The organism is Reyranella aquatilis (assembly GCF_020880995.1).
GTDB lineage: Bacteria > Pseudomonadota > Alphaproteobacteria > Reyranellales > Reyranellaceae > Reyranella > Reyranella aquatilis.
On sequence record NZ_JAJISD010000013.1, the window covers coordinates 1 to 16,820 of the forward strand.

The window sequence follows — 16,820 nt, forward strand, 5'->3', positions numbered from 1 at the left end:
CAGACTGAAGCAATGGCGACGCATTGCAACTCGCTACGACAAGCTGGCGGCAAACTTCCTCGGCTTCGTAAAGCTCGCCAGCATCATGCTCTGGCTCAAATAGAAATTGTCACCACAGCCTAGAGCATGCCAGTGAACGATCCACAGCGTTCAAGCTCTGGGTTCATGAGCCCCTGCGGCCTGCCGAAGGCAGCAACAACGGTTTCCCATCTGACAAGCTCGACATGATGGCCGAGGGGATTTGCAGGAATGTCGTTAATCCCGTCAACAACGCCCTCGGCTGCCCGGCGTTCGTCCTCACGGTCTCCCGGCGAGCCGCGAAACACCCGCACGACCCTTCTTGGCTCATCCACAGCGCTCGCCCCCGGAACCGGCAAGCTGCACGAACTCTGACGGATTTTACGCTGTGTGGAACTCCTGCGAGGAGACACGCCCAGAGCGCCCATTTTACTGGGCTTCAAGGTAATGGCGGAGGGGATGGAAGCGCGCCACATCGGCAAAAGCCATATAAACCGGGCCTTTGCTGGCCGGGCGCGCTTTCCGGTCCCCCGTCTAGTCCCCGCTTCCGACGGGCCGACGAACAATCCCCAAGGGCACCGCGCACGCGTAGTCCGCCGCCGCCAACCGGCGAACGAGGATCGCGCGAGCCTGTGCCATGGCGATGCCGGCGCGTTCGGATTTGATGCGACCCGCCGCGCGGTCGGCTTCGTCCAGCGCGCGCAAGGCGACTACGCGGTCGCGCTCGCAATCCGCTTCGGCGATTGCGGACGGTTCGGGGGCCGAACAGCCGGCCAGCACCAGCGCGGCCGAAATCGGTTTCAGGATATCGCGCATCATTGCCGCCCCTTCGCCCGCCACGTCCAAGGCGTCTCGCACCCTTTGCCGTGAACGCCAAGCCCTGCGGCCCGTGCCGCCGCTTCCTGCCGTTCGTAGTCGCGGCTATAGCGCGTGAACGCCCAAGCCCAACCGGCGGCCACCATGCGCGCGCCTAGATCGCCGTCGCCGGCCGTGCAGGTCGCGACGGTGCGGCCGTAACGGTCCACCGTGCGCGCCTCGCACGCGACATTGCGGTCCGCGATGAAAGCCGACAGCGCGGCGGCGGCCTTCGGGCCGGGGAGCCAGTCGCCGCACGTCTGGCCGGCTTCCGGCGCGTCGATACCGAACAGGCGAACGGTGACGCCGCCGACGTTGAGCGTGTCGCCGTCCACCACGCGGGCCGGGCCGTTGATCGCCTGCCCATGCGCCGACGTGGCGACCAACAGCGCGGCTAAGGTCGAGAGGGTTCTATTCATTTTCTGAAACTCTCTACAGGGCGCGGAGCCAGCCGGGCAATGTGCGTCGGTTCGTACTGGTAAGTCTCGCGGCAATGCGGAGCGCGATAGAAGGCGCCGGCTGTTTCAAGTATTCTGTTTCAAGGAGACAGAAACAGAATGCCGAACACGCTGTACTACGGTGATAATCTCAAAGTGCTGCGAGACGCGATCAAGGATGAGACGGTGGACCTCGTCTACCTAGACCCGCCTTTCAATTCCAATGCCTCGTACAACGTGTTGTTCAAGGCGCATTCGGGCAAGGGCTCGCAAGCACAAATCGAGGCGTTCGAAGATACATGGGAATGGGGTGAAAACGCCGAAGCGGCGTTTGAAGATGTAATCAAGTCTGGCAACGCGGACGCGGCGAACCTCCTGACAGCGATGCGCAAGTTTCTCGGTGACAGCGCCATCATGGCCTACATCGCCATGATGGCCGTTCGATTGATCGAACTTCACCGCGTCCTAAAGCCGACAGGGTCGCTTTATCTTCATTGCGACCCTACCGCCAGCCACTACCTGAAACTGGTGCTTGACGCGATATTCGGTCCCGAGCGGTTCTTGAACGAAATTACTTGGAAGCGGACAACAGCACACAACGATCCGAAGCGTTACGGCCGGATCGCTGACCGCATCTTGCTCTACTCAAAGACCGCGACCAAAACTTTCAACGTCGTGCATGGCGCGTACTCTCCCGAGCAACTGTCCCGCTACAAATACGAAGATGAGAAGGGCAAATTCAAAGCGGAACAACTTACCGCGCCACACTTCTCCGAAACTCGCACGGTCGAGTGGCGCGGCACTCATCCGGGTGACAACCGTCAATGGCGTTTCTCTACTGAGGAATTAGAGCGCCTCTACTCAGAGGGATTGATCCTGTTGCAGAAAGACGGCCGCCCACGGAAAGACGGTTTCAAGGAATACCTCGACGACCAAGAAGGCGCGGCGGTTCAAGATATATGGACGGACATAAACATGTCCCCCACTACGAAAGAGCGCCTTGGCTACCCAACACAAAAGCCGCTCGCTTTGCTAGAGCGCATTGTGGAAGCATCTTCAAATCCCGGCGATGTCGTGCTTGATCCTTTCTGCGGGTGCGGCACGACAATTCATGCGGCACAGAAACTCGACCGGCAATGGATTGGAATTGATGTAACGCACCTTGCTATCGGCTTGATCGAAAACCGATTGAAGGCCGCGTTTCCTGGAATTCAATTCACCGTTGAAGGAACGCCGAAGGACTTTGAAGCTGCCGTCGATCTGGCGACGCGCGACAAGTATCAATTCCAATGGTGGGCCGTGACGCTCGTCAATGCTGTCCCTTATGGCGGCAAGAAGAAGGGCGCCGACACCGGAATTGATGGCTACTACTACTGCAAGCCCGATGGAAAGCAGACCGAAGCCGGCATCGTATCGGTAAAGGGTGGCGATCATCCCAGCGTCAAAGACGTTCGTGATTTAGTAGGTGTCGTCCAACGAGAGAAAGCGCCGGTCGGTATTCTCATTACGCTTCGCGATCCTACCGGCCCGATGAAAGCCGAAGCGGCCAAGGCGGGGACCTTCGATTGTGCTTGGGGCAAGTTTCAGAAAATCCAAATCGTGACGGTCGATGAATTGCTCGCCGGCAAGAGCCTCAAGCTACCGCCGCAGGAAGCGGGGGGCGGTCTAAAGCAAGTGAGCAAAGAGGACACTAGTGCGAAGAAGCAAACGCAGCTTCTCTAGGCCGGCGCCGACGGGGTCTAATGCTTCGTTCGTGATCGTTTGGCGTGCGTGGGTACACGCAGCGAGGCATTAGGCGGCCTCGCGCTGTCCTGAAACGTGGCGACCCGCGATTAGTGGTCCGCGAGTTCGTTTCAGGATTGCGACCCTGTCAGCGTGTCCCGGTCGCCGGGCTCTGCCGCATCGGTGCCGCGCGGTTTGCTGCCGCGTACACCCTGCCGCCCTCGATAGGGTCGCCGTCGGTGTCCAGTTCGCCAGCCTCGCAGAGCCGGGCGTGCAAAAGTTCCTCGCCTTCGAAGGTGTGGCCGTCGGGCCGGGCTAGCAGGCAATCGGGGTCCATCGCGAACGCCAGCACGGCAGATATCGAGCCATCGGACATGATGCCGAATTCATCGCCGGCCGCAGCTTGGGCGCGGCCCTGCCGGCGGCTTTCACCGACACTGATATTCAAGCCCAGATCGGTGCGCGCCCGCTTGATCGCGAGTTCGGTCGCCTTGCGAACCGATATCAGCGGGTGCGCGGCCAGCCTGCCGCCGCGACCGGGCACCATCAACCCTTCGGCCTCAATCGTCCGATTGATCGCCCGCAGTTCGGCCATTCGTTCAGCCAACGCGCGCACCTGCCGGCGCTCGATAGCCGACCAGCCGCCCGCCGGTCGCAGGGCCAGCAAGGCCGCGAAATCGGCCTCTAGGGCGGCTTCCCGGTCGGCCGGGGCGTCGGGTGCCGGGGCGGCGGCCGGTGCTGCCGTGGCGGGCTCGCCACGGCCTGCCGGGGGCACCGCTGCCGGGGCGCTGGCCGGGGGCTCGCCGGGTGCTGCCGCCGGGCTTGCGACCGGCTCGGGCTGGCCTGCCGGGCTCGCGCCATGCCGGCGACGGCGGCGGCCCCCGGTCGCCGGGCGGTCGCCCATCGCGGCCGGATCGGCGGCCGGGGTGGCCTGCCGGTCGGGGGCCGGTCCGGTGCCAGTCGCCCCGGCCTCTAAAGCCGTAGGCGGGGCCGGAATTTCGGCCGCCTGTGGGCTTTGGGCGGCCCTTGCCCTGTGGAGCCTGTCGCGCTGGCGTCGGTTCATCTGGCGGCCTCTCTTGCCGGGGGCTGGGGTGACTATTTGCAGGGGTTTGCGGTTACACGGGGCAGGGAAAAAGGCTTGTTGCTCGGCTGATGCTAATTCATGAGAAGAATTTACCCTCCCCCTAGGGGGTAATTGCCTGTCGCCTTGGTCTGCCGGGTGCGGGGGATGCTGGGTATGCGGGGTATGATTTCAACTGTTGTCAGGTGAAGTAAAACGAGTTCGTTTTCTAAATATCAGCATGATGGAAACCATGCCCCGCATACCCAGCATCCCCCGCACCCTTTGCCCTAGCCCTCCCCCGGCGTGCTAGGGCCAAGGTCGCGGACCTTGACCACGGCCCAGCGCATGACCCCGTTGCGGTCCGGCTTTACGCGCCCGTCACGCCCGCGCTCCCCGGCATGTGACAGCTTCACTTCCAACCGCCTGCCGTCGTGGTCCACTGTCACAGCACGGTCCCGCACGGTGCGGAGGTAGTGCCCCACCCTGCCGGCGATGGCGTCCGCGCCGGGCAGTACGCCCCGTTCACCGCCAGCCCCCACCAGTCCGCCAAGGGTTTGAAGCCGCATCGCGTCGCCCGCCTGAATGTCTGCGATCAGTTTTTTGACCGTCCACATGCCATCCGTCACCATGCCATCCGTCCCCATGGCGGCCGTCCCCATGGCGGCCGTCCCCATGGCGGCCACGACGATGCCGACGACGCTCACCAGCTTATGCAATTCGGGGTCTTCGGCGATGGCCGCGCGCGTTGTCTCCAGCACGTCGGGACAGCCCAGCCAAACAAGCGCCGACCGCACCAGCCGGGACCACGCTTCGAACGAACCGTAAGACAGCGCACCCGGCGCGTCGGCCGCGCGGTACGCCCTCGCGATGGTCAACACGGCCGACACGAACCGACCACGATCCTGTCGCAACAGGTCGAGAGGGTCAGGCGTATCAAACACCCGCTCGCGAGGGTTCGCCATTCCCGGATTTATGTAGAGGGTAAGGAACCGCTGCGTTGCGTCTTCCTTGATGCGCGGATGGTTCCCGTTGATCGTCAGCACAACGCCCGTTGTCGGTGCTGTAATCTCTCGCGTCTCGCCTAGGATGCGGACTTTCACTTGCGGTTCGGTCAGCATCGAGCAAATCAGGTCGCCCGTGATATCAACCCCGTTCGCGTTGTCGTATGCGATGAACGGAACGCCAGCGACCAACATGGCGTGAAGATGTTTCGCGAATTCTTCACCCTTCGGCCAGTTGGACACGGCCGGCAATACACCATGCGCGAGGAAACCAATCGTCTTCGTGAGGTGCGATTTGCCCGCCCCCGCCGCCGGGGCTTCGATCATCAAGCCCGGCATCGAGGGGAAGGCCGGCCGCAGTACCGCGCCCATCATGTGAGCCAGCGCGACCGTTGCCGACATGTCATCCATGGGAAAGCCGGCGAGCAATTCGCGAAGGACTTCAAGCGCCGCCAACGCGTCCGCCTTCGTCGGCGTTTCAGGAACCGACAGGACCAAATCATGATCCAGCCAAAACCCCGTGTCGTTGTCGAAGCCATTGGCAGTCAGCAACGATCCATCCGGACGCATGGTCGGAGTTGATATAATTCCTGAAATGGTGGGGACCGTTTCCATGGTCGTTTCCATGACCTTGCTCACGATCACGCGCGGCACGTCGATTGAAGTGACGACCGGCGCCCCGCGCACCGGGTTGGGGTTGTCGAGTGTGCGCCGGGGCATCGCCCCCGGCTTCAGCTTCACGAAATCGAGGTTCTTCGCGAGTTCGGTTCCCAGCAACAGCGGCCGGACCCGTTCCATGGCCGTTGTCTTTAGCAGCGTCGGCCGGCCTTCGTTGTCGAACATGCGGACTTCACGCGACTTGCTGACGTACACCAGCCCGCCGGCATGTCGGAACATCGGCGGATTAAGCCGGGGCAGTTCCTCAAGCACTCGCTGCACTAGCAGATGTTCAACGCCCGTTGCGTAGACGACTTGCGCCCGTTCGCCTTGCGCCCGCATCGCTGACGCTTCGGTCGTGACCGCGTCCGCCGCGTGGTCGGCCCGGCTTTCGGCGACCGCTGCCGCGACGGTTTCGGGCGACAGGACTTCGTGCAGCCGTTCGCTAAGGTCGGCCACCGCTTCGGCGCGCAAGGCTTCAACATCCAACGTGTAGGTCGTGCTGGTCCCTACGTCGTGAAGGTATCCGGCTTCGGGTCCAGTACGGCGGATGAAAGCCGCTTCGGAAACCGAATACCTGAAACACGCCTCACAACGCATCGTCTCGCCGTCGCGCATCCCGGCCAGCCATGCGCCGAACGTCTGCACCACGCCCCGGCTTTCGATTTCGGTGGCGAGTGTGAGCAGTCCGGCCGAACGGGTCGCGATGCTCCCGCCTTCGTTGGCGTAGCTGATCCGCTCCCCTGTCATTTCCTGAAACGTGTCGAGCATTTCAGGTGTCGGCATCGTGAAGCCGGACAGGTCCAGCACACCGCCGCCTTCGTTCACGATGCGCACGTCCGCATCGGCCACCGTCCAGCCGGCCGCGATCATGCCATCCGACAGCGTCGGCCGTGCGCAGAAGATCAAGCGCCCGGCCCCCCACGGGGCCAGATCGAATACCGTGCGATGCGCATGGCCGATGACCGAACCGTCGGTGCGCGAGAAACGCGGCGAGGGGAAGGACAGGCCGTGCGTCACCATCGCGATGGACACGAACGCTTTAAGCGTCGCGATCATGTGCGGATCGCTCACGCGGACATAAGCATGTGACGCCCCGCCCGGCTGTTTACCGGGCGCGATCACGCGGGCCGATGAACCGCGAAGTTCCACACGCTCGCAGGTATCGAGGCCGGGAATGATGGCGGCCAGAAACGCGATGCGTTCCGCCATCGTCATCGCGCGCCATTCGTCCGGAATGCCGGGGGCATCGTCAAGGTCGAGCAGAAGCCACACCGATGGATCGAGGCCGCGCCGAAGCCTTGCAGCGACACGGCGGCGGCCTGCCCTGTTCAGGATGCCGGCCAGTTCCGGCGAGCCGACATGGTGGCCGGTGATGCGCGCAAGTTCTCCCTCGGTCACGATATCGAACGGCCGGCCTTCGCTGGCGCCCGTATCGCCGTGCCACTTCGCCGGGCAAATGGCGCGGTCGGTTTTCTGCGAAACCCATCGCAGGATTTTCGCCAGCGCGGCGGCGGTGTCGGCCATATGGGAATAAGCCACGCCCGCCGTTATGTTCGCGACCTGATGTTTGACGACTTCGCCGTTGACCAATTGGTATTGCTTGCCCACCGTCGCCGGGCTGGTCGAACGAATGACAGTCACCACGTCGAGTTGATCGGCCGGGGTGGCGGGTGCTTCGATTTGTGGAACACTCATGGTAAAGTCTCTCTGCGTTCGCGTGCCCCCTTGCTCAGAGAGACGCGCGAACGCGCTAGGGTGTTAAGACCGGGTCGCGTGCGGGATTGCGCGCGACCCGGCGGCCCTCTTTCCTTTTTCCTCTTTCCTGTTCCCCGGTTCCGGCCGTGCGGTCTTCGCCTAGTTGCCGTGCCCTACCAAGGCGCGGCGGCGGTAGTAGAATTCCTGAAACTACAACCGCGCTACTGCAACGTAGACGGCGGCTCGGAAATGTGTTGCGCGTTCGCCCCGTCCCAATGGAATTCAGGGAAGGCCAAGCGGGCGGCATCCATGGCGATTTCCATAACGGCAGGATCGCTTTGGCATCGTTGACAGGCGATCTGGATAATCTGTTGCCGGCCGTTACTGATATCGAGGAGCCGAAGGGCGATGACGGGCAGGGCTTCGCCGCCCGCTATGATAGGCGTCTGACAGACAAGGCAGCGCAGCGCCGGGCCTTTGGTGAACCTGTCGAATAGCATGGCGGCCACCAGCCGATCGTTCGGGTCTTGCGACTGCAAAATATCGGCTGTGGGCTGTCGCAACAGGTACACCCGCCGCCCGGCCGCGATCTTGTTTGCGGTGCGCAGTTGATCCGCGTCGAGGTCTTCGACCACGGCGGCCTTTCGTGCGCGCATCGCTGCGGCCTTCCGCCGTTCGTGCCGGTTCACGACTGGCCGCCATTGTACCGCCGTCGCCGCCGTGGCGGCGCGAGGTCTTCGGCCGGCGTCGGCGTCAGGAGCACGGCACGCCGTGCGGCGTCTTGCTTCGCCATCGCTTCGGCGTGCTGCCGGCGCGCGTGTTCATCGGCCATCATTCGGCCGAAGCGGTGAAGGATCGTCGCCACGTCCTGTGGCGGGCAACCGGCCGCAACGCAGCCGGCCACAAGGTCGCCCAGCGTTTCGTTGAACAGGTCGATTGCCGCGTTGTGTTCGTCAATCACGTATCGCCCCGGCTTGGCGTCACGCATGGCCGCGTTCACGGCGGCCACGCCTTTGCCGCCGGGGTTCACGACCGCACCGTGCTTGCCGGCTTCGCCAACGCCTTTTGAAGCGCGCGCGCTCGCGGCAATTCGGTCGTGAGTTCGTCCAGCGCGATGATGAACACCGCGCGGCCGGGATGGGTCGGCACGATCACGGCCGGACAGTCGGCGGGCCGGGTCGGCACGACGATGGCGAATGCCCGATACTTGAACGATACGGCCGGGTGTGGCGCGGCCTGCCCTTCACGCCCGGCGGCATTGACCACCGCGCCGATGAATGCCGCCGCCTCGCGCGTGATCGCATCGGTGTCCGTGGTCCATGGCAGCGCCAACACGGCCATGCGGACCTTTTCATCGGGCGGCCAGCCGGCCGCCAGCGCGGGCAGCGACGGCGGCAACGCTACACACCGGGCAGTCGTGCGCTTGATCCGCTTCAAACTCAGCCCGGCGATGCGCGTTTGGTATTTCCTGAAATGCGCCATGGCAGTTCCATCCGCGATGGCAGCGGGAAGCCATTTGCGCCACGCGTTCAGCATGATCGCGACAGGCGCGGCCGGGTCTTCCATGAAGACCACCACAGGGGCCGTAAGGGGCTTCACGAAGGCCGGGGCGGGCATGTGAAGCGTGCCGGCTTGCAGGCTCACGCCGCCCGCCTTGCGCGCGTGCGCGGTGCCGCTGCCGCTGCCGCTGCCGCTGCCTGCCGTGGCGTCTCGCGCCCGGCTGCAATGAGCGCATCGAGGTCCGTTCGCAGGATGAACGCCCGGCCGCCGATCTTGGTCCGCGCCAGCGTGCCGGCTTCGATCAGTTCGTAAAGTTTCGCGCGAGAAATTCGAAGGTAGCTGTGCGCCTTGTCGATGGGGAGCAAGGGCGACACAAGGTCCGCCCGGTGTTCGTCGCGAAGCGTGGCGATCAGTTCGGCGTGTACCGCTGAAAGCCGGCGGTTCTGATCCAGCACGGCCGCAATGGCCGCGTCAGCGGCGCGGGACGTGAACACGTCCAGTCGTTCGGTAGTCGGTCGGGTCATCGTCGGCCCCTCCATTCGCGAGCCGACAGACCATCTATCAGATGTTTTTCAAAAAGGTGGGGACATTAAATTCAGTCCGCGTCGAATTCGTATCCCCGGCGCTGCCGCAGCTTCCGCAGGCGTTCGAATTCATCGCCCTTGTGCTTTGCGGGCGCGGCCACGGCCAACAGGTGCTTGCGCACGCTCACGCCCGCCGGGCGCGCATCGGCTGGCACCAGCGCGGCCAGTTCGGTGGCCGTTAGCGCCCGGTCGGCGTGAGGGTCGCCGCCGTTCGCCACGGCCGCGAAGCGTTCGGCCAGCGTCAGCGCGGACCGTGCGCCCTTGGGGCGGCCCCTCTTAGCCATGGTCGCGTTCCGTCAGGTACGCGGCCCATGCGGTCATCATCGGCCGGCGCTGTTCGAGCAAGTCGGTTCGGCGGTACGCCGCGACGGTGGCGGACTTCTCGACGTGCGCCAACGCGCGATCTATCAGCGCCGGGGTATAGCCGCGCTCGGTCGCCCAATCGTCAAAGGATGACCGGCTGGTGCCGTGCGGGGTGGCCTCGCCTCCCCCGGCCTGCCGCAGCGCCTTGGACAGACTGGCAAGCGATAGGCTGGTTTCCTTGCCGCGCGTGCGCTTTCCGCCGGGGAAGACGTATTCGCTACGCTGCCGCGCCTCGGCTTGTTTCAGGACTGCGATGGCTTCGTCCGATAGCGGCACCCTATGCTCGCGGTCGCGCTTCATTCGCTCGCGCGGGATGGTCCACACCTTCGCGGCCATGTCGATTTCGGACCACGTCGCGCCGGTCGTCTCGCCCGGCCGGCCGGCGCATAGAATGTTGAACCGCAGAGCCAGCGCGGCCGTGCCCTCGCTGTCGCACAAGCCGGCATAGACTGCCGGCATATCGGCCACAGGGACGGCCGCGTGATGCTCTACCCTGTGAACGGTGCGCTTCGGCGGGAGCATCAGCGCGAAGTGCCCACGCCAGCGCGCCGGGTTCTCGCCGTCGCGCAAGCCCCGCGCCTTCGCCCAATCAAGCACGCGTTCCAGTCGGCCGCGAAGTCGTGAAGCCGTTTCAGGTTTTGACGACCAAAGCGGCGTGATGATCTTCGCCACATGGTCGGCCGTGATGGCGGGGAGCGCCAGCGCGCCAATGACCGGGCTCGCGTAGGTGGTCAACGTGTTGCGCCATTGCTGCCGGTGCTTGGGGTTCTTCCATGACGGCTCATGCGCGGCGATGAATTCGGTAACAGCATCGTCAAAGGTCATCGCATCGGCGGCGGCCTGCGTCGCGGCCTGCCGGGTCGATACCGGATCGCCGCCCATGGCGACGGTGCGGCGATGCTCGCTCGCGATTTCGCGCGCGTCCGACAGGCCGATAGCCGACAGGCTACCTAGGCCGATTTCGCGGCGCGTGCCGTTACGCTCAAACCTGAATACCCATGACGCGGTGCGCGCTGCCGTGATTTTGAGGAACAGCCCTTCGCCATCGAATAGCTTTGCCGGGCCGGGCTCGCTGCCGCGCGCCACCTTGTTGACCTGTGCCGATGTGAGATTGCCCATTGTCCGCCTTTTTCGGGGCTCGCCCCGGTCAGTCCCCCGGCGTGTCCACCGGGCTCGGCTGGACACTAATGGACAGTGGCGGACATTCCTAGACCAGAAATGGCCGTTTTACGGGCCTTTCCGGCGGGGACTGGACGGCGTTGGATCAGGGAAAACAGGGTAATGGCGGAGGGGATGGGATTCGAACCCACGATAGGGATTATCTCCCTATAACGGTTTAGCAAACCGCCGCCTTCGGCCACTCGGCCACCCCTCCGCGGACCCGTTAAGACCCCGGCGACCCAAACCACGACGGATGCCGGGCGGTTCTAGCGGCGGCGTCCGAGGGTGTCAAACGACGGAGAAATTTCGCAAGTATTTACAGGGTCTTGGCGCATTGGCCTGAAGCGTGCGACGGTCCGTCCATGACCTCCGCCTCCATCGACATGCTCCAGCGCCTCGTCGCGTTCGACACGACCTCGCGCAATTCCAACCTCGATCTGATCAAGTACATCCAGGCCTATCTGGACGATCACGGGATCCGCAGCACCCTGGTCCCCAACGAGGAAGGCACCAAGGCCAACCTGTTCGCCTCGATCGGTCCCGAGGCCGAGGGCGGCATCGTCCTGTCCGGCCATACCGACGTCGTGCCGGTCGACGGACAGCCCTGGGAGACCGATCCGTGGACCCTCACCGAAAAGGCCGACGGCAATCTCTACGGCCGCGGCACCTGCGACATGAAGGGCTTCATTGCCGTCTGCCTGGCCCATGTGCCGGCGCTCAAGAAGGCAAAGCTCAAGGTGCCGATGCATTTCGCCTTCAGCTACGACGAGGAGATCGGCTGCCTCGGTGCGCACGCGCTGGCCGAGAAGCTGGTCGGCAACGTCCCTCGCCCGCAGGCCGTGATCGTGGGCGAGCCGACCATGATGGGCGTCGTCAACGCGCAGAATGCCGGGGGCGGCATCATCGCCACCTTCACCGGCGTCGAAGCCCACTCCTCGATGACGCATCTCGGCGTCAGCGCCATCCACTTCGCCGGCGACTTCATCCACTGGCTGAACGAGCTGCAGGTAGAGCTGGCCGGCCGCAAGCGCACCGACATCGACACCGTGCCCGGCCATACAACGATCAACGTCGGCATCGTCACCGGCGGGACGGCCGGCAACATCCTCGCCCGCGAGTGCACGTTGAACTGGGGCTACCGCACCCTGCCCGGCGACGATCCGTGGGAAGTGCAGCGCCGGGCGGAAGCCTATGTCGCCGAGCTGCTACTGCCCAAGATGAAGGCGAAGCATCCCGACGCCGACATCAAGATGAAGCGGCGCTCGTTCGTGCCGGGCCTGCTGCCGCAGGAGAACGAGGAAGCCGCCAAGCTCGCGCTGCAATGGACCGGCGGCAATCGCACCTATGCCGTGCCCTACGGCACAGAGGCCGGCATCTTCCGCAGCCACGGCATCCCGACCGTGATCTGCGGCCCCGGCGACATCTCGCAGGCCCACCAGCCCAACGAATTCGTCGCGAAGTCGCAGATGGATGCCTGCGACGCCTTCATCGGCAAGATGATCGGCTGGGCCGAGCGGCAGTAGCCGAAGCAGCCCTCCCCATTCGGATGGGGAGGTGTCGCATCTCATGCGACGGAGGGGTCATGGCCCCATCGTCCTCGTAAGACGAGGGCACTTCCCCTTTGCGGACTCCGCAAAGGGGAAGGATTCGAGTCAACCTTCGGTGCGGCGCGTCGTCTCGAACAGGAACCAGACGCGCTTCTCGGTCTCGTCGATCCAGTTCTCGATCAGGCTCGCGCTTGCGATGTCGTTGTGCTCGTCGCACAGCTCATGGAGCGTGCGCATGTGGACGCAAAGCTGCCGGTTGTCGTCGCGCAGCTCGGCCAACATGTCGAGCGGCGTCACGTAGTCGGCATCGTTGTCGAGGACGCGCTGGAGGCGCGCCACATGGCCGATCGAACGCAGGGTCGTGCCCCCGAGCTTGCGCACGCGCTCGGCGATCACGTCGACCATCGCGTCGAGCTCCGTCGCCTGCTCGTCGAGCAGGAGATGATAGTCGCGGAAGTTGGGGCCCGAGACGTGCCAATGGAAGTTCTTGGTCTTCCAGTAGAGGGCCACCACATCCGCCAGGAGGATATTCAAACCGCCCGTTAGATCCCTGGTGGCGTTGGCGCCCAAATCCGTCGGTGTGGCGAGAGCGGCGGTCTTGCGTGACTTGGCATCCTTGGCCATGGGCTGACTCCTGTTGAAGGGTTGTGGCGGCAATCTATCGCGCTTCGGCCGTGCCGTGAACCGCGCTACCCGCCGGCGCAGACGGGCTGCTCGACCCTGAAAACGCCGTGCTGGCCGAAGCGGGCACGGTATCCCTCGACGATCGCCCCGACCTTCTCCCGATGGGCAGGCGCATCGAAAACCACGATCACCATCAGCTTGGTGCGCTCGCTGCCGATCCGTCCCTGCGGATCGCGATGCTGGCCACGCGCATCGATCACCGTGAGACCGGCCGGAAACCGGGGCGTAACGCTTTCTGCAACGAACGACGCCCATTCGGCGTCGCTGACCTCGCCGCCGCCCGGCTTCTCGCGCCCGAAATACAGGTTCACTTCGAGCGCAGGCACGAGCGGCGCGACGCAGGCGGAGGTCGCCGGCTGGATTGCCGGCTGACCGCACGCCGACAAAACCAGGAACAGACAGCCCGCCCCGAGCGCCCCAGTGCGCTGCCCGCGCGTCATCAGTTCAGGTACGGAACCGCCATGCCCTTGGTGACGGCGGGACGGGCATTCACGATGTCGTACCAGCGCTTCACGTTGGGAAAATCGGCGAGGTTGACCGTGTGCCATTCGTGGCGCGCGGCCCACGGGAAGATCGACATGTCGGCGATGGTGTATTCCTCGCCGGCAACGAACGCATTGCCCGCAAGCTGCTTGTCCAGCACGCCGTAGAGCCGCTTGGCTTCGTCGACGTAGCGCTTGATGCCGTACTCGATCTTGGTGGGGGCCGCCCGCAGGAAGTGATGGGCCTGGCCCAGCATCGGCCCGAAGCCGCCCATCTGCCACATCAGCCACTGCATCGCGTCGTAGCGCTTGGCGCCGTCGGCCGGCAGGAACTTCTTCGTCTTGTCAGCAAGGTAAATCAGGATCGCACCCGATTCGAACAGGCTGTACGGCTTGCCGCCCGGACCGTCCGGATCGACGATGGCGGGAATGCGATTGTTGGGGCTGATCCGCAAGAAATCGGGCTTGTGCTGCTCGCCCTTGGAGATGTCGACCTTGTGCACGCTGTAGGGCAGCCCGCACTCCTCGAGCATGATGGAAATCTTGCGGCCGTTCGGCGTGCCCCAGGTGTGAAGCTCGATCATCTCTTTACGTCCCCCGTATATTGCTCATCGCGGCTGCGCATCACGCCCAGCTGTCGTCATCTCCAGTACCACTGCCATCATCCAGCGATGCGGTATCGTAATCGTCCTGCGCTGAAGCGCCGTCCGCATAGGCCTGCTGCTGCGAAGGCAGCGATTCGGGCGGCAGCAGTTCGGGCGGCGTCGATCCGGTCGCTCCGCCCATGGCGGCTTGCTGGCCGAATGGCCCCGGGTTGCTGCCCATCAGGTTTCGAATGCCCTCGAACAGCAGTGCCCCACCGGCGACACCCGCGGCGGTCATCATGGCCGTCCGCAGGAAGCCGCCGCCGGCCGCCGCCGGCTGCTGCGGCTGCGCCGGCGGCGAGACCGCGGCCTGCAGCGACGAACGCGTCGAAGGGGCCGTCGTGGGCACGGAGGTGCGCGGTGCAGCGGCAGCGCCCCACGGGCCGAGCCGGGGTGCGCTGCCAAGGAAACTCGGCGCGGCCGGCGGCTCGGCAGCCGTCTTCGCCTCGAGTTCGGCAATGCGCTCCTGCGCGGCCTTCAACGCCTGCTCCTGGACGAGCACGGTCTGGACGAGCAGATAGGCCGAAGCGGGCTGCTGCGCCGCCAGCCCGCGAATGAACTGATCGGCCTCTGCGTCGCGCGGCTGCGTCTCGAACGGCTTCAGCCGGTCGAACAATCCTGAAATCAGCTCGCGTTCCTGCTGTTGCATGACAAAAGCCTCCTGCCGCGACCGACTGTCGAGGCTCCGCCAACGTGGTTGCCCGTCGGCGGAGCGTCAAGGGTGACGGTCAGTTCACCATGGCCTGGTAGACGAGGTCGCGCATCAGGTAGCGATAGCGCAGTCGTGCCTGCGGCGACTGCATCATGAAAACGACATACAGGCGCTCGCGCGGATCGTGCCAGAAGTAAGTCCCGTAGGCGCCGCCCCAGTAGTAGTCGTTGGGGGAACCGGGCAGCGGGTTGACGCCCTGCACGTTGCGAACGGCGAAGCCCAGGCCGAAGCCCTGCCCCATCCTGGCGCTGGGCTCCAGCGCCTCGAAGCGGAACATGTCTGCGCCCATCTTGATGTCGGGCGGCAGCGCGTCGGCCGTCATGAGATCGATGGTCTTGCGCGACACGAGGCGCACGCCGTCGAGCTGGCCGCCGTTGGCGAACATCTGCAGGAAGCGCGCATAGTCGGCCGCGGTCGAGACCATGCCGCCGCCGCCGGAGCGCCAGGTGAACTTCTCGGTGATGTCGGGAATCGCCGGCAGCTCGTTCTTCGGCCCCTCCTTCATGGGCTTGGCGCCGCGCGCCTTCTTGTCGGCGCTGGCCTCGAAGGCGGTGTCGCCCATCTTCAGCGGCTTGGTGATGCGTTCCTCGATGAACTTGTCGAGCGGCATGCCGGAGGCGACCTCTACGACGCGCCCCAGCACGTCGGTCGACATCGAGTACTCCCAGGTCGTGCCCGGCTGGTAGAGCAGCGCCAGCTTAGCCAGCTTGTCGGCCATCTCCGCATTGGTCTGGTTGCGGTCCGCGACCTTCATGTCGAGATAGGACTGCTTCACCGGATTGGCTCCGGCCGCGCCGTAGGTGAGGCCCGACGTGTGCCGCATCAGGTCGTGAACGGTCATCGGCCGGTACTGCGGCTCGAGCACCATCTCGACCGTGCCGTCGTCCTTCTTCTTCGGCACCGCGACCTTGGTGTCCGCGAAGGCCGGAATGTAGGTCGATACCCGGTCGGCCAGGGTGAGCTTGCCCTCCTCCATGAGCATCATCGCCGCGAGCGTCACGATCGGCTTGGTCATCGAGGCGATACGGAAGATCGTATCGTTGGTCATCGCGACCTTGGCCTCCTTGTCGCGGAAGCCATAGGATTCGAACATCACGATCTTGCCGTTTCGGGCGATCAGCACGACCGCGCCCGGCAGTTCGTTGTTCTTGACGCCCTCGTTCAGCCGGTCGCTCAGCCGCTTGAGGCGGGTCGACAGAAAACCGACTTCCTCGGGGGATTGAACCTTCGGAATGCCCTGCGCCACAGCGGGCAAGGCCAGCGCGACCCCCAGCGCCGCCGCAGCGGCCAGACGAATGACGGACATACCTGCACTCTCCTCCCGGTCTTTGCGGCATCAAAGCAATTGACCGACGTCCTGCGCAAGCCTAACGAGGGACTATCGACGGTCCTCCTTAACCGGAGGCGAACAGGGAATGCCGTGCCGCCCCTCAAAAGGCCAATCGGCAGCTGTACCCGCAGCTGTAAGCGGCGAGCGAGAGCCCATATGTCACTGGACGCAAGTCCGGGAAGACGGGCAGGAGCCGAGACCCGCGAGCCAGAAGACCTGCCGGCGATAGCGTCGCTCTTCCGATGGACGGGATGATCCAGCGGGACGGTCAACCGAGCGGTGACGCGCTTCGTGCGAACCGTTTGGGAGATCGTCTTGACGTCGATCCGTGGAATCCTGCCTGCGCTTGCTTCGGATGCCGT

17 protein-coding genes, 1 tRNA gene, 1 pseudogene and 1 riboswitch are annotated in these 16,820 nt (G+C 64.6%); of the genes and pseudogenes, 3 read left to right on the plus strand and 16 right to left on the minus strand.

Annotation, left to right across the window (positions count from 1 at the left end):
* Window positions 1-103, plus strand: a pseudogene (locus tag LJ725_RS24235) (IS5 family transposase); the annotation flags it as partial.
* Between the two features lie 449 nt (window positions 104-552).
* On the opposite strand, the gene LJ725_RS24240 reads toward LJ725_RS24235, so the two are convergent.
* Complete coding sequence (locus tag LJ725_RS24240; RefSeq protein WP_230553527.1) at window positions 553-837, minus strand: hypothetical protein; 285 nt, start codon at window positions 835-837, stop codon at window positions 553-555.
* Entirely contained in the window at window positions 834-1,292 is a 459-nt protein-coding gene (locus LJ725_RS24245) for a thermonuclease family protein (protein WP_230553528.1), read from the minus strand. Before LJ725_RS24245 ends, LJ725_RS24240 begins: the two co-directional genes overlap by 4 nt.
* A 138-nt stretch (window positions 1,293-1,430) precedes the next feature.
* On the opposite strand from LJ725_RS24245, the gene LJ725_RS24250 reads away from it, so the two are divergent.
* Complete coding sequence (locus tag LJ725_RS24250) at window positions 1,431-3,032, plus strand: site-specific DNA-methyltransferase (RefSeq protein ID WP_230553529.1); 1,602 nt, start codon at window positions 1,431-1,433, stop codon at window positions 3,030-3,032.
* Window positions 3,033-3,180: 148 nt separating this feature from the next.
* On the opposite strand, the gene LJ725_RS24255 is transcribed toward LJ725_RS24250, so the two are convergent.
* From LJ725_RS24255 to LJ725_RS24295, 9 genes are all read right to left on the minus strand, one after another.
* On the minus strand, window positions 3,181-3,699 hold the full coding sequence (locus LJ725_RS24255) for a P27 family phage terminase small subunit (RefSeq protein WP_230553530.1): 519 nt from the start codon (window positions 3,697-3,699) through the stop codon (window positions 3,181-3,183).
* 683 nt (window positions 3,700-4,382) lie between these two features.
* Complete coding sequence (locus tag LJ725_RS24260; protein ID WP_230553531.1) at window positions 4,383-7,451, minus strand: hypothetical protein; 3,069 nt, start codon at window positions 7,449-7,451, stop codon at window positions 4,383-4,385.
* Window positions 7,452-7,672: 221 nt separating this feature from the next.
* On the minus strand, window positions 7,673-8,140 hold the full coding sequence (locus tag LJ725_RS24265) for a hypothetical protein (protein ID WP_230553532.1): 468 nt from the start codon (window positions 8,138-8,140) through the stop codon (window positions 7,673-7,675).
* On the minus strand, window positions 8,137-8,439 hold the full coding sequence (locus LJ725_RS24270; RefSeq protein ID WP_230553533.1) for a hypothetical protein: 303 nt from the start codon (window positions 8,437-8,439) through the stop codon (window positions 8,137-8,139). The genes LJ725_RS24265 and LJ725_RS24270 overlap by 4 nt, the downstream gene beginning before the upstream one ends.
* A 38-nt stretch (window positions 8,440-8,477) precedes the next feature.
* Window positions 8,478-9,095 (minus strand): hypothetical protein, encoded by a 618-nt coding sequence (locus tag LJ725_RS24275; RefSeq protein WP_230553534.1) that lies wholly within the window; start codon window positions 9,093-9,095, stop codon window positions 8,478-8,480.
* Window positions 9,092-9,475, minus strand: coding sequence for a helix-turn-helix domain-containing protein (locus tag LJ725_RS24280; RefSeq protein WP_230553535.1), 384 nt, complete (start codon window positions 9,473-9,475; stop codon window positions 9,092-9,094). Before LJ725_RS24280 ends, LJ725_RS24275 begins: the two co-directional genes overlap by 4 nt.
* 71 nt (window positions 9,476-9,546) lie before the next feature.
* Entirely contained in the window at window positions 9,547-9,819 is a 273-nt protein-coding gene (locus LJ725_RS24285) for a hypothetical protein (RefSeq protein WP_230553536.1), read from the minus strand.
* Window positions 9,812-11,017 (minus strand): tyrosine-type recombinase/integrase, encoded by a 1,206-nt coding sequence (locus tag LJ725_RS24290; protein ID WP_230553537.1) that lies wholly within the window; start codon window positions 11,015-11,017, stop codon window positions 9,812-9,814. Before LJ725_RS24290 ends, LJ725_RS24285 begins: the two co-directional genes overlap by 8 nt.
* A 163-nt stretch (window positions 11,018-11,180) precedes the next feature.
* Window positions 11,181-11,273 (minus strand) — tRNA-Ser (locus LJ725_RS24295).
* Window positions 11,274-11,421: 148 nt separating this feature from the next.
* On the opposite strand from LJ725_RS24295, the gene argE reads away from it, so the two are divergent.
* On the plus strand, window positions 11,422-12,582 hold the full coding sequence (argE, locus tag LJ725_RS24300) for an acetylornithine deacetylase (protein ID WP_230553538.1): 1,161 nt from the start codon (window positions 11,422-11,424) through the stop codon (window positions 12,580-12,582).
* A gap of 129 nt (window positions 12,583-12,711) precedes the next feature.
* Here argE and LJ725_RS24305 read toward each other — a convergent pair whose 3' ends face one another.
* From LJ725_RS24305 to LJ725_RS24325, 5 genes are all read right to left on the minus strand, one after another.
* Window positions 12,712-13,230: a Dps family protein gene (locus LJ725_RS24305; RefSeq protein ID WP_230553539.1), complete on the minus strand. Its 519-nt coding sequence runs from the start codon at window positions 13,228-13,230 to the stop codon at window positions 12,712-12,714.
* A 65-nt stretch (window positions 13,231-13,295) separates the two neighbouring features.
* Complete coding sequence (locus LJ725_RS24310; RefSeq protein WP_230553540.1) at window positions 13,296-13,730, minus strand: DUF3574 domain-containing protein; 435 nt, start codon at window positions 13,728-13,730, stop codon at window positions 13,296-13,298.
* Window positions 13,730-14,356, minus strand: a complete 627-nt coding sequence (locus LJ725_RS24315) for a glutathione S-transferase family protein (RefSeq protein WP_230553541.1) — start codon at window positions 14,354-14,356, stop codon at window positions 13,730-13,732. The genes LJ725_RS24310 and LJ725_RS24315 overlap by 1 nt, the downstream gene beginning before the upstream one ends.
* Window positions 14,357-14,396: 40 nt before the next feature.
* The gene (locus tag LJ725_RS24320) at window positions 14,397-15,065 is read right to left on the minus strand and encodes a DUF2076 domain-containing protein (RefSeq protein ID WP_230553542.1); all 669 of its coding nucleotides are present in this window, start codon (window positions 15,063-15,065) and stop codon (window positions 14,397-14,399) included.
* Window positions 15,066-15,144: 79 nt separating this feature from the next.
* Complete coding sequence (locus LJ725_RS24325; RefSeq protein ID WP_230553543.1) at window positions 15,145-16,434, minus strand: serine hydrolase domain-containing protein; 1,290 nt, start codon at window positions 16,432-16,434, stop codon at window positions 15,145-15,147.
* Window positions 16,435-16,496: 62 nt separating this feature from the next.
* A riboswitch (cobalamin riboswitch) is annotated at window positions 16,497-16,696 on the plus strand.
* Window positions 16,697-16,820: the final 124 nt, after the last annotated feature.